Raw genomic sequence first — 12,689 nt, 5'->3', positions numbered from 1 at the left:
TACACATGATTACTCGCATGTCCACCCTGTTCCTGCGCACCCTGCGTGAAGACCCAGCCGACGCCGAAGTACCCAGCCACAAGCTGCTGGTTCGAGCCGGTTACATCCGTCGTGTCGCCCCCGGCGTCTACAGCTGGCTACCACTAGGCCTCAAGGTGCTCAAGAACATTGAAAACGTTGTGCGGGAAGAAATGAACGCCATCGGTGGACAAGAAATCTCGCTGCCCGCGCTGCTCCCACGCGACGCCTACGAAGTTACCGGGCGCTGGACAGAATACGGCGACGCACTGTTCCGCCTGAAGGACCGCAAGGGTGCCGACTACCTGCTCGGTCCCACCCACGAGGAAATGTTTACCAGCCTGGTCAAAGACATGTACTCCTCCTACAAGGACCTTCCGGCGATTTTGTACCAGATCCAGACGAAATACCGCGACGAGGAGCGCCCGCGCGCCGGCATTCTGCGTGGCCGCGAGTTCGTCATGAAGGATTCTTACTCCTTCGACATGAGCGACGACGGACTGGACGCGGCGTACCAGAAGCACCGCCGCGCCTACCAGAATGTCTTCGACCGCCTCGGCGTGGAATACGCCATCTGTGCGGCAACCTCCGGCGCCATGGGCGGCTCTGCATCAGAAGAGTTTCTCGCGGTATCGCCCAACGGCGAGGACACCTTCGTGCGCGCAACCGACGGTGATTACGCCGCCAACGTCGAAGCCGTTATCACGCAGCCCGGCCAGACACGCCCCATCGAAGGCCAACCCGCGTCCGTCGAGCACGACACCCCCAACGCCGAGACCATCGCAGCACTGGTGGAGTGGGCTCGTGGCGCAGGAATTACCGTTGACGGCCGCGAGGTCACCGCAGCCGACACGCTGAAGTGCGTCGTCGTGAAGGTCACCAAGCCCGGTGAAGAACCGAAGTTGATGGGCATCCTCGTGCCCGGCGACCGCGAGGTCGACTTCAAGCGCCTCGAGGCTTCCCTGGAACCCGCAACCGTCGAGATGGCGGTAGAGGAAGACTTCAAAAACAACCCCTTCCTCGTCAAAGGCTACGTGGGCCCCAAAGCCCTCGCAGCTAATGACGTCGCGGTTTTCGCCGACCCACGTGTTGTTGAAGGCACCGCGTGGATCACCGGCGCCGACGCCCCGCAGCGTCACGCAGTCAACATGGTGTGCGGCCGTGACTTCACCCCAGACGGGTTTATCGAGGCAGCGGAAATCCACGAAGGCGATCCGGCACCCGAAGGGCAAGGCACGCTCACCCTCGCCCGAGGCATCGAAATCGGGCACATCTTCCAGCTCGGGCGCAAATACACCGAAGCCTTCGACGTTCAGTTCCTCGACGAATCCGGTAAGCGTTCCGTTCCCACCATGGGCTCCTATGGCATCGGCGTCTCCCGACTCATCGCCGTGCTAGCCGAACAGCGCCACGACGACAAGGGCCTAAACTGGCCAATGGAGGTAGCCCCCTTCAAGGTGCACGTCGTCTGCGCAAACAAGGACGAGGCAGCCGCAGCCGCCGCCGAAGAACTCGCGAAGGCACTCGATGAGGCAGGGATAGAGGTGCTCCTCGATGATCGTCCCAAGGTCAGCCCCGGCGTGAAGTTCAAAGATGCCGAGCTGCTGGGCATGCCCCTGGTTGCAATCCTCGGACGCGGCTTCGCAGACGGCACCATCGAAATTCGGGAACGCGGCGGCGAGACCCGTGAGGTACCCGCAGCTGAAGCCCTCGACATTCTGCGAAAAGCTGTAGCTCAGGCCTAAAACCCAAGCGTGAAGCGCCTGGCCGACGCTCGGTCAGGGTCTACACGCTGCTGGCAAGCTCCATGTGACGCACAGCAGCTGCCCCAGCAAATTTCATACAGGCGGCCCTCCACCCGGGGGTCGTCGCCAACGACGCCGTATGCAGCCACAACTGCTCGGCGTCTTTTTCAATGCTCGTCGCGACATCCACCGCCGAAGCTGCATCGGACACAGCCGGCACATCGTAAGCCAGGGGGGCGGCAGAGCCATCGCTCAGCAAAGCGCTCAACATAGCCACCATGTCCTGGTGTGCAGCGATAGACTCCGCTACCTCACGCGAGGCATCACCATTAACGACAGGCTGCAAGGATTCCAATGCAAACAGCGCAGAATACTGCCAAGCAAGAGTCGACGCGGCGTCATCACTTTCACTAGACCCCGCACCCGGAACACCATCCGGTCGAATATCCGTGGATAGCTTAATACCCCCGACATCAATTGGTTGCGCAGGTTCTGCTGTAGCTGACAGGTGCACGCGCGGAACCTCCACACCATCTCCAGCGGCAACCAGAACCAGCTCCGTGTAATCCCCGGCAATAAGCCCCATCGACGACTCTGGAAGAGCAGCGACCACCCCCGTAAGCTCACTGGCGCGATCCCGGGCGACTTCGCCCGCAGAGCCCTCCACCTTCACGCCGGGGGCACTTTCGCCCTGTTCACCAACACTATCGACCGTTACATCGCAGCTAGGCGGAACCACCTTCTGCGCATCATCGCCCTCGCCATGCAGCTCATACCCGCACAGGCGACGAACCTCATCAACCAAGTCGGACCCCTGCTGCTGACGCAATGCCGAAAAATCAGGATCGGACGCGGAAAAAGCCACCGCATCCGCCAAGGCAGTGTGAGCCAGCAACATCAACGTAGGGTCCGGAACAGGCTCCGGGGCGAAGGAACACCCAGGTAAAACGATGAGGCCCCCCGCAACCGCAGCCAAGAGACGCGCAGGCTTAAGCCCCCATGCCGGACGATCAAATGACACACGCTGCGCTAAAGATGGGGGAGTAGCTATCACCACGCCATCATAAACCGAACAAGCCCTCAGCCCACTGCGCCCGGGTGTGCAATAATTCACCCCATGGCTTTTCCACAAGCAGATACGCTTGCACCCATCGTTGAAAAAATCGCAGAACAACACCACCTTGACGTCGAAACCCTCGCCGTCAAACCCGCTGGAGCAAAAACCAGGGTCCTCATCGCTGTCGACGGAGACACCCGGCCAGACCTTGATCTGTTGGAGATAGTTTCCAAGCAGATCTCCGAAGCTTTTGACGCCGCGGAAGATCGCGGGGAACTACGCTTCGGCAACCAGGAATACGCCCTCGAAGTCTCCACCCCAGGTGTAGACCTGCCCCTGACCCTTGCCCGCCACTGGCGCCGCAACCAGGGACGCATCGCAGTAGTCGTAGTAGAGGGCAAGAAGCAGCGCTTCCGGATCGGTGCACTCAACGATGCTGAAGACGCCGTGATGGCCATTGAAACCAAAGGCAAAACTCTCACCAGCTCACCTCGCCCACTTGCAGAGGTCAGTGGGGCAACCGTGGATGTGGAGTTTAAACAACCACCTGCCGCAGAACTAGAACTGGCACAAGCGCCTTTTGAAGATTAAAGTGGCTGCCCGAGCCCTCATCGCGATGTGCTCAACCTCCGCAGCTCACGAAACAACCACACTGCGGAACACAACTACACAACCTGCATAAGGAAAAACAAGTGAACATTGACGTCCACGCACTAGAAACAATTGAGAAGGAACGCGGTATCCCGGTTCGCGAGCTTCTCGACACTATCTCCCGAGCACTGCTCCAGGCTTACCTCGAAGACCGCGACGACTCCAAGACTTCGCGCGCTCGCGTGGTCATCGACAAATACACTGGTGACGTCGCCGTCATGGTACAGGAATTCGATGAAGACGGCGTACCAGGCCCGGAAGAAGACGACACCCCCGTCAACTTCGCCCGTGTCGGGGCCCAGGCCGTCCGTGAAGCTATCGTGGGGCGCCTCCGCGAAGCCGAAACCAATCAGCGCCTTGGCGAGTACGCAGGCTACGAAGGCACCGTCGTCAGTGGTGTCGTCCAACGTGACGCCCACGCCAACGAGCGCGGTATCGTCGTAGTCAACCTTGGGACAGAACTCGACGGTCAAGACGGCCTGCTGCTTCCCGCCGAACAAATCCCAGGCGAAAAGCTCGAGCACGGCGATCGTGTCAAGGTATACGTCGTCAGCGTGGGTCGAGCCCACCGCGGACTTGCGATCAACCTATCCCGCACTCACCCGGAGCTTATCCGGAAACTCTTCGAACTCGAAGTTCCCGAGGTTGCGCAGGGTGCAGTCGAGATCGTGTCGATCGCTCGTGAAGCGGGCAACCGCACGAAGATTGCGGTCCGCTCAACCGTCAAGGGACTCAACGCAAAGGGCGCCTGCATTGGTCCCCGTGGGCAGCGCGTCGGCAACATTATGCGTGAGCTCGCCGGCGAAAAACTGGACATTATTGACTTTGACGAAGACGGCGCGCGCTTCGTTGGCAACGCCTTGTCGCCGTCAAAGATTGTCCGAGTCGACGTCATCAGTGAGCAGTCCCAGTTTGCTCGTGTCACCGTGCCGGATTACCAACTGTCATTGGCCATCGGCAAAGAAGGGCAAAATGCACGTCTGGCTGCGCGCCTGACCGGATGGAAGATCGATATCCACCCTGACACCGAAGACTTCAGCGCGGACGACCTTGCAGCTCTGCGAGAAAAATTCCGTCAACAGAACTCTGAGTATGAGGCCGCGCGCGGCGCTTGGGGCATTGAACAAGAGGCAGAAGCCAATCAGGCAGCAGACGCTGTACTCGGCGAGTCACACGCCGAGCCATCTGAGCAAGACGCCGACTAGCTGCCTTCGAACGGTGGACTCAAGAGTTGCATCGTTGTCATATCGGCACTTTTCGCGTAAAGTCCTACAAGACCCTATAGGTGTGGCTTTCTGCCACGTCACCATTTACCTGCTGGTAGCTATAACGGCGACCAGCTAACAATGGGCCCCGATCATTCGATCGTGGGCGTCGAGGGCCTGCACAGGCGCTCATGCGCATGTGTGTGCAAGGATAAAACTGGCATACGTTCAGGACGGTGAAACGGTTGGCGAACAGCGTAGGACACGCCCGACGTCAACCCATCCGTACCTGCATTGCCACACGAACACGGCATCCTGATTCTCAGCTTTTGAGGGTTGTTCTTCGACGAAGATCTGGCGGAGTCACAGTGCCGGGTGAGTTCTTCGTACAGCCCGACCCGCAGCGTAAGCTACCTGGGCGCGGCGCGTGGATCACCCCCACACGGGAGGCCGTGGAGATAGCTATTACACGTAGGCAGTTTGCCCGCGCGTTTAAGGTGTCTGCTCCGGTAGACGCAGAGAGATTGTGCTCCTACATCAAGGAACACACCTCACAGACCAAGAATGTGGAGACCGAACACTGATGAGCACACGATGAAGCATCAGCGATGAACGTCATAAACAACTAGAAGCCGGTAGGCGCCTAGGCCCCGCTTGCACCCCCTCGGATTTATCCAAGGAGACGCGAAGCACCGGGCGGCACCGGCTTCCTAAAAAAGATTAGAGGAGCATAGTGCCCGGAAAGCTTCGCGTACACGAACTCGCAAAGAAGCTGGAAATTACCAGTAAAGAACTACTCGCAACCCTGAAGGAACAGGGTGAATTCGTCAAGACCGCCTCGAGCACAGTTGAGCCGCCGGTCGTGAAGAAGATGGAGAAGTTCTACGCCGACAAGCGCGCCGCCGAAGGTGGCGCCGAGGGCGACGCACAACAATCTGCGTCTAAAGAGCCCAAGGCTCAAGCCGCTGATGCCAAGGCGGATAAAAAGCCTGCTAAGAAGCCCGCTGCATCCGCAGCCCCCAAGCCTGGCGCGAAACCTGCTGCAAAGCCGGCTGCCGCTGAAAAGAAGCAGGCGGACGCCAAGCCGACTAAGCCTGCACCGAAGCCTGCTGCACAAGCAGCAGCAAAAGACAAAGCGGCTCCCGCCAAGCCGGCTGGTTCTGCATCCACTCCTTCAGCTATGCCGCGGCCCATGGCAAAGCCGGGGCCCAAGCCTGGTGCACGTGCTCCCCGTGTTGCAAACAACCCATTCTCGACCGGAACCAGCCCGGCACCTCGCCCCGGTGGCGGACCGCGCCCTGGCGGTGCATCGAAGTCTGGTGGCCAGCGCCCCGGACAGGGTGGCCCCCGCCCAGGCGGTGCTGTCGGTAACAAGCAAGGCGGAGAGCGCCAAGGTGGAGGACGTCGTCCTTCGCCCGCAATGATGCCTTCGCACCCCAACCCCGCACAGATGCCTTCCCGTTCTTCTGCCGGTGGCGGCGGACGTGGCGGCAACAACGGTGGCGGCGGACGCGGCGGAAACTTCGGTGGACGCCCTGGTGGCGGCCCCCGCGGTGGCGGCGGACGTCGTGGCGGCACTGCTGGCGCATTCGGACGTCCGGGTGGCGCTCCGCGTCGTGGTCGTAAGTCGAAGCGGCAGAAACGCAATGAGTACGAAGCAATGCAGGCACCCAATGTCATCGGCGGCGTACATTTGCCCGATGGCGGCGGCTCCACGCTGCGACTGGCTCGCGGTGCATCGCTGTCTGACTTCGCTGACAAGATCGGCGCTGACGCATCGGCACTCGTCCAGGCATTGTTCAACCTCGGCGAAATGGTGACCGCGACTGCGTCGGTCTCCGACGAGACACTGATGCTGCTCGGCGAAGAAATGAACTACAAGGTAGAGGTCGTCTCGCCCGAAGATGAGGACCGTGAGCTTCTCGAAAGCTTCGACCTTCAATTCGGCGAAGATGAGGGCGACGAAGAAGACCTCGCGAAGCGACCCCCGGTTGTTACCGTTATGGGTCACGTTGACCACGGTAAGACCCGCCTGCTCGACACCATCCGCAAATCCAACGTTGGCGGCGGCGAAGCCGGTGGTATTACCCAGGGCATCGGCGCATACCAGGTTCCGGTGGCTTTCGAAGACCGCGAACGCCTCGTTACCTTCCTTGACACCCCCGGTCACGAAGCCTTCACCGCTATGCGTGCCCGTGGTGCCAAGTCCACCGATATCGCGATCCTTGTTGTCGCCGCTGACGACGGCGTCATGCCTCAGACCGTTGAAGCAATCAACCACGCTAAGGCTGCTGACGTTCCGATCGTGGTCGCCGTGAACAAGATCGATAAGGAAGGCGCATCCCCGGAGAAGATCCGTGGTCAGCTCACCGAATACGGTCTTATTCCGGAAGAATATGGTGGCGACTCCATGTTCGTCGACATCTCTGCAAAGCAGGGCATCAACATCGATGGCTTGCTTGAAGCTGTGCTGTTGACTGCAGATGCATCCTTGGACTTGCGCGCTAACCCGGACATGGACGCCCAGGGTGTGGCAATCGAAGCCCACCTTGACCGCGGACGTGGTCCAGTGGCCACCGTTATCGTGCAGCGCGGTACCCTCCGCGTGGGCGATTCCATCGTCGTGGGCGATGCGTATGGTCGTGTCCGTCGCATGGTTGACGAGTACGGCAACGACGTCGACGAGGCCGGCCCGTCCCGCCCCGTTCAGGTTCAAGGTCTCAACTCTGTGCCCGGCGCAGGCGATAACCTCCTGGTTGTTGAAGATGACCGTGTTGCCCGCCAGATCGCTAACCAGCGCAACGCCCGTAAGCGCAATGCACTGCAGGCCAAGGCACGCAAGCGTATCTCCCTCGAGGATCTGGATTCCGTACTCAAGGAAACCTCCACCCTCAATCTCATCCTCAAGGGCGACAACGCAGGCTCGGTGGAAGCCCTGGAAGAGGCCCTGCTCAAGATCGAGGTCGACGACGAAGTTCAGCTCAACATCATCGACCGTGGTGTCGGTGCTGTCACGCAGACCAACGTCTCACTCGCGGCAGCATCCAACGCTGTGATCATTGGTTTCAATGTTCGCTCCGAAGGCAAAGCCACAGAGGAAGCCAACGCCGAAGGCGTCGAAATTCGCTACTACAGCGTTATCTACCGCGCCATCGAAGAAATGGAAGCAGCCCTCAAGGGTATGCTCAAGCCGATTTACGAGGAGAAGGAAATCGGCCGCGCCGAAATCCGCGCTCTGTTCAAGGCATCTTCCGTCGGCCTCATCGCCGGCTGCATGGTGGAATCCGGCAAGGTTCGCCGCAACGCATCGGTTCGCCTCGTCCGTGATGGCAACGTCGTTACGGAGAAGGCAACCATCGACTCCTTGCGCCGTGAAAAAGACGACGCAACCGAGGTTACAGCCGGTTACGAGTGCGGTATGGTGCTGTCCTACCCGGATATCCAGGTCGGTGATATCATCGAGGTATTCGAAATGGTCGAGGTTCCCCGCGACTAGCACTGGGCTGAAGGCCGCGAGCTAACACTTGCCGCCTGAGGACCACCCGAGCCGAGGGTCCGTGCTGCGCACTCATAAAAGAGATAGCGCACCACGGGCCCTCGGTGTTTCCAATCGAGGCTGTATAAAGGCCTTGAGAGCATACAATGAACAACAACTTTCACTGTTCAAGGAGTTGACTTATGGTTGATCATGCCCGCGCAGCTCGTCTCGCCAAACGCATCCAGACGATCGTTGCAAATGCCATCGAATTAGAAGTTAAAGATAGTCGACTGGAACTCGTGACAATCACCGACTGCAAAGTCACCGGAGACCTCCACGACGCCACCGTGTTCTACACGGTTCGCGGCCGCACAGTCGATGAAGAGCCTGATGTCGCGGTCGCGGCTGAAGCACTGAAACGTGCCCGTGGTCAACTGCGAAAGATCATGGGTGAGCAGCTCGGTGTGCGCTACACGCCAACGTTGAGCTTCAGCCACGACACCGTGCCAGAGACTAGTGCGCACATGGAAGCACTACTAGAACGCGCTCGTAAGCGTGACGAAGAGTTGCGCAAGCTTGCAGAGAACGCGCGACCCGCCGGCGACGCTGACCCCTACAAAAAGGCCGATGACGAACACGAGTAAGTCCGGCAACAGCCAGACTCCTCAAGATCTCCCCGACACAGATGGGGACCTAATAGGTCAAACCGAGGAGGTTTCAGTACGCCAGATCCTCGCTTTGGCTTTGCCCGCACTTGGCGTCCTCGCGGCGATGCCGCTGTACATGCTGTGGGATACCGCGGTGGTTGGTCGTCTCGGGGCCACCGAATTAGCTGCCCTAGGCGGAGCGGTTGCCATACAGTCGGTGGTCACCACGCAGCTGACCTTCCTGTCGTATGGAACCACCGCCCGCGCTGCTCGCCTGTTCGGCGCAGGACGCAGGCAGGCAGCGGTCGAAGAAGGTATGCAGGCAACCTGGGTGGCTCTCGCCGTCGGCGCGGTGTTGAGCTTGGGGATGATCGTTGGTGCCCCACAACTATGCCGGTGGCTGCTCGGGGTAGGTCAGCCCGCTGAGCTTGCTTCCCAATGGTTGCGAGCTTGCGCACCCATCATCCCGGCTGCTCTTGTAGTGATGGCTGGAAATGGTTGGTTGCGCGGCGTCCAAAACACCCGTTTGCCCCTGTATTTCACTCTTGCCGGGGTTGTTCCTGCGACGGTTCTCGTGCCGGTGTTCGTCGATCGTTTTTCGCTTGTCGGCTCCGCTTATGCCAACGTGGTAGGGGAGAGTATCACCGCGACTCTGTTTCTAGTGTGTCTCTTCCGCCAACCCGGGCGCCGTTCGCTCAGCCCTGATTTTGGCGTTATCTCCTCTCAGCTGGTGCTTGGGCGGGATTTGATTCTTCGCTCCCTGGCTTTCCAGGTTGCCTTCTTATCAGCTGCTGCGGTGGCCTCCCGTATGGGCGAGGTGGCATTAGCGGGGCACCAGATCCTTTTGCAACTGTGGAACTTTTTAAGTTTGGTGTTGGATTCGCTCGCAATCGCAGCGCAGGCCTTGGTGGGGGCCGCGCTGGGTGCAGGTAGTGCCGTTCGTGCGCGCGGTGTTGGCATGAAGGTCATCGGCTTTTCGCTTGCAGCGGCCGCGATGATGTCGGCTGTCTTGGTCGCCGGCAGCCGGTGGATCCCCGGCTTGTTCACCCGCGACGCCGCTGTGCTGGGCGGACTGGATACCCCTTGGTGGGTGTTGTCGGGCATGGTCATTCTGGGGGGCTGTGCCTATGCACTCGATGGCGTGTTACTCGGGGCGGGTGACGCCACCTACTTAAGAAACGCCACCTTAGCCTCCGTAGCCTGCGGTTTTATCCCCGGTGTTTGGATTGCTTGGGCGGTGGGTGCCGGCCTGACGGGGATTTGGCTTGGCATTGCCGCGTTCATGCTGCTTCGCTGCGTGTTTATTGGCGCCCGATTTATATCGATGAAATGGGCCAAAGTCAGCTAAATTGGCTGTAGGACAAGCCGCACATGGGCTTGTTTCTTTCAACCGTCGAGCGCAAGGAGAGGAGGGCCTCGGGTGAGCCTCAAGCCGACCAACAGTGATGACGCCGCGGGTGTCGCTGGTGCGCGTCGCACCCTGTGGGCTGTCTCCGATCTGCACGCAGCAGTCAAAGCGAACGCCGATGCTATCGATGCGATTCATCCTCGCAACCCAGGCGATTGGCTGATTGTCGCCGGTGATGTCGCAGAGCGCACGGCGGTGGTGGTCGACGTGTTAAAAACGCTCCGGCAGCGTTTTGCCCGGGTGTTGTGGGTGCCAGGAAACCACGAGCTCTTCTGTCGGGCGACTGACGCAGACAAAGGTAGGGCGAAATACGATGCCCTGGTACAGGCATGCCGGGACATAGACGTCCTGACCCCCGAGGACCCTTATCCGGTTTTTGGCGGAGTGACCATCGCCCCGCTTTTTACGCTGTACGATTACTCTTTCCGCCCCCAGGGATATAGCATCGAAAACGCTGTACAGGCCGCTCACGACCGTCAAGTGATGATGACCGATGAATTCGCGATCGCGCCCTTTGTCGACATCCGCGCATGGTGTTGGGACCGGCTCGCCTATTCGATTAAGCGCCTATCCAAAGTTGAAGGCCCGACCATCCTCATCAACCACTGGCCGCTGGTCATAGAACCCGTCCAGAAAATGGCATACCCCGAGCTTGGTCTATGGTGCGGCAGTCGGCACACAAGAGGCTGGGCCACCAGATACAACGCCCAATGCGTCATCTACGGGCACTTGCACATGCCAGGAACCGTAGTCGTCGACGGCATTAAACATCACGAAGTATCACTGGGCTACCCACGAGAGTGGCAATCAAACCTAGAAGGCAGGCAATGGCCATTTCCTGTAATGGAGGTGGGCGATGCTTGATCCAAGCCTGTTCCCGGGGTCTGCTCGCTTCTGCTACCTGACCTCAACCCCAGGGGACATGTCCAACTTCGAAGCCCTTCACCCTGCGGAAAAAGCCCTCGTTGCCCACGCTGCGCCCCGTCGCAAAGCTGAATTCGGCGACGGCAGATGGTGCGCACACCAGGCCCTCGCCGAACTAGGACGAGACTCCGGCGAGCCCATTCTTCGCGGTGACAAGGGAATGCCACTGTGGCCCGCCTCTGTATCCGGATCACTGACGCACACCGAAGGATTCCGCGCAGCCGTGGTAGCCCCACGACTCCTCGTGCGCTCGATGGGACTCGACGCAGAAACAGCGACAGCTCTCCCAGAAGGCGTGCTAGGTTCCATCGCCCGCGACAGCGAACTGAGCCAACTGTCCAGACTGCGCGCCGCTGGAGTGAGCTGTCCGGACACCATCCTGTTCTGTGCGAAAGAAGCCACGTACAAGGCCTGGTTCCCCCTAACCCACCGATGGCTAGGTTTCGAACAAGCAGAAGTGGACATCCGAGAAGACGGCACCTTCATCTCTTATTTGCTAGTACGCCCCACACCCGTGCCGTTCATCAGCGGCCAGTGGGTCATCCGCGACGGACTCGTGCTGGCCTCCACAGCAGTAGTCTAAGCGCGACGCCGACCCAACCGCGGCGTCATCACTGAAAAAACGCCTACAAAGTATTAGGACGCGCCACAAACACCGTAGCCAAACGCTTGCCCTGCTCCTTAACCAAAGCGACAGCCGCCCCATTCGGTGCGACCGCAGCATGCACACCCTTCAAACCCCGAGGCTCCAGCCACTTACCCATCGACAAGTCCAGTGCTTCTTTAGCACTAACCTCAACCACCGGATAACAAACCGTCAGAGCCTCATCCAAAGACAAACTCAACGATGGACTGTGCTCCAACTGCTCCAGAGTCCGAGCCTGAGCCAAAGAAAAAGGCCCCACCTCCGTTCGGCGCAACGCAACCAAATGGCCACCAACACCCAGCAACTCACCAAGATCACGCGCCAGCGCACGAATATAGGTCCCAGAAGAACAATGAACCCGAACATCAACATCAACCTCGGGCGCGCCGTCCGCAACAAGCCGACGGATCCCCGCGACGTCAAAACTAAACACGGTGACCTTCCGAGGGGGAATACTTACCTCTTCACCCTCACGAACACGCTGGTGAGCACGCTTGCCATCAATTTTGATCGCACTCACAGAGCTCGGGCGCTGCATAATGTCACCCCGAAACTTTCCTACAGCAGCGACTAACGCGGCGTCATCAAGCGCATCCACAGCACCCTCAGGAGCTACAAAGACAACCTCGCCCTCGGCATCATCGCTGTGAGTCGCCGAACCCAAACGAATCGTCGCCTCATAGGTCTTCGTCTCAGCAACGACATGTGCCAAAAACTTCGTACCACGCTCCACCCCAAGCACCAGCACACCAGTAGCCATCGGATCCAACGTACCCGCATGACCCACCTTACGGGTGCCAAACAACCGTCGAACACGACTAATCACATCATGAGAGGTCATGCCCTGAGGCTTATCAACAATCAACACACCAGAAGACTGCAACGGATCAATAGGGGAGGGGGAGGTCAT

At 59.5% G+C, this 12,689-nt stretch carries 10 protein-coding genes and 1 pseudogene; 9 read left to right on the top strand and 2 right to left on the bottom strand.

Annotation, left to right across the window (positions count from 1 at the left end; genetic code table 11):
- Positions 1 to 5 precede the first annotated feature (5 nt).
- Positions 6 to 1,763: a proline--tRNA ligase gene (locus L1C91_RS01475; RefSeq protein WP_234857665.1), complete on the top strand. Its 1,758-nt coding sequence runs from the start codon at positions 6 to 8 to the stop codon at positions 1,761 to 1,763.
- 40 nt (positions 1,764 to 1,803) lie between these two features.
- On the opposite strand, the gene L1C91_RS01470 is transcribed toward L1C91_RS01475, so the two are convergent.
- The gene (locus L1C91_RS01470; protein WP_234857664.1) at positions 1,804 to 2,784 is read right to left on the bottom strand and encodes a hypothetical protein; all 981 of its coding nucleotides are present in this window, start codon (positions 2,782 to 2,784) and stop codon (positions 1,804 to 1,806) included.
- A gap of 96 nt (positions 2,785 to 2,880) precedes the next feature.
- On the opposite strand from L1C91_RS01470, the gene rimP reads away from it, so the two are divergent.
- The 8 genes and pseudogenes from rimP (at position 2,881) to L1C91_RS01430 (ending at position 11,716) form a co-directional block, all read left to right on the top strand.
- On the top strand, positions 2,881 to 3,411 hold the full coding sequence (gene rimP, locus L1C91_RS01465; RefSeq protein ID WP_234857663.1) for a ribosome maturation factor RimP: 531 nt from the start codon (positions 2,881 to 2,883) through the stop codon (positions 3,409 to 3,411).
- Positions 3,412 to 3,512: 101 nt separating this feature from the next.
- Positions 3,513 to 4,496, top strand: a pseudogene (gene nusA, locus L1C91_RS01460) (transcription termination factor NusA); the annotation flags it as partial.
- Between the two features lie 416 nt (positions 4,497 to 4,912).
- Positions 4,913 to 5,260 (top strand): YlxR family protein, encoded by a 348-nt coding sequence (locus L1C91_RS01455; protein WP_234857662.1) that lies wholly within the window; start codon positions 4,913 to 4,915, stop codon positions 5,258 to 5,260.
- A gap of 149 nt (positions 5,261 to 5,409) precedes the next feature.
- Complete coding sequence (infB, locus tag L1C91_RS01450; RefSeq protein WP_234857661.1) at positions 5,410 to 8,172, top strand: translation initiation factor IF-2; 2,763 nt, start codon at positions 5,410 to 5,412, stop codon at positions 8,170 to 8,172.
- Positions 8,173 to 8,354: 182 nt separating this feature from the next.
- Positions 8,355 to 8,798, top strand: coding sequence for a 30S ribosome-binding factor RbfA (rbfA, locus tag L1C91_RS01445; protein WP_234857660.1), 444 nt, complete (start codon positions 8,355 to 8,357; stop codon positions 8,796 to 8,798).
- Positions 8,782 to 10,149 (top strand): MATE family efflux transporter, encoded by a 1,368-nt coding sequence (locus L1C91_RS01440; protein WP_234857659.1) that lies wholly within the window; start codon positions 8,782 to 8,784, stop codon positions 10,147 to 10,149. Before rbfA ends, L1C91_RS01440 begins: the two co-directional genes overlap by 17 nt.
- Positions 10,150 to 10,221: 72 nt before the next feature.
- Positions 10,222 to 11,073: a metallophosphoesterase family protein gene (locus tag L1C91_RS01435; protein ID WP_234857658.1), complete on the top strand. Its 852-nt coding sequence runs from the start codon at positions 10,222 to 10,224 to the stop codon at positions 11,071 to 11,073.
- On the top strand, positions 11,066 to 11,716 hold the full coding sequence (locus L1C91_RS01430; protein ID WP_234857657.1) for a 4'-phosphopantetheinyl transferase family protein: 651 nt from the start codon (positions 11,066 to 11,068) through the stop codon (positions 11,714 to 11,716). The genes L1C91_RS01435 and L1C91_RS01430 overlap by 8 nt, the downstream gene beginning before the upstream one ends.
- Before the next feature lie 43 nt (positions 11,717 to 11,759).
- Here L1C91_RS01430 and truB read toward each other — a convergent pair whose 3' ends face one another.
- Positions 11,760 to 12,689: a tRNA pseudouridine(55) synthase TruB gene (truB, locus tag L1C91_RS01425; protein ID WP_234857656.1), complete on the bottom strand. Its 930-nt coding sequence runs from the start codon at positions 12,687 to 12,689 to the stop codon at positions 11,760 to 11,762.

Source organism: Corynebacterium argentoratense (assembly GCF_021491455.1).
GTDB classification, from domain to species: domain Bacteria; phylum Actinomycetota; class Actinomycetes; order Mycobacteriales; family Mycobacteriaceae; genus Corynebacterium; species Corynebacterium argentoratense_A.
Note: the sequence above shows the minus strand (reverse complement) of the source record. Positions and strands in the feature narration are given on the sequence as shown.

What these genes read in the sequence shown, in the direction of transcription:
- L1C91_RS01475 (WP_234857665.1), top strand. Translation starts at nt 6, where the DNA reads ATGATTACTCGCATGTCCACCCTGTTCCTGCGCACCCTGCGTGAAGAC.
- rimP (WP_234857663.1), top strand. Translation starts at nt 2,881, where the DNA reads ATGGCTTTTCCACAAGCAGATACGCTTGCACCCATCGTTGAAAAAATC.
- rbfA (WP_234857660.1), top strand. Translation starts at nt 8,355, where the DNA reads ATGGTTGATCATGCCCGCGCAGCTCGTCTCGCCAAACGCATCCAGACG.
- L1C91_RS01440 (WP_234857659.1), top strand. Translation starts at nt 8,782, where the DNA reads ATGACGAACACGAGTAAGTCCGGCAACAGCCAGACTCCTCAAGATCTC.
- L1C91_RS01430 (WP_234857657.1), top strand. Translation starts at nt 11,066, where the DNA reads ATGCTTGATCCAAGCCTGTTCCCGGGGTCTGCTCGCTTCTGCTACCTG.
- truB (WP_234857656.1), bottom strand. Translation starts at nt 12,689, where the DNA reads ATGACCTCCCCCTCCCCTATTGATCCGTTGCAGTCTTCTGGTGTGTTG.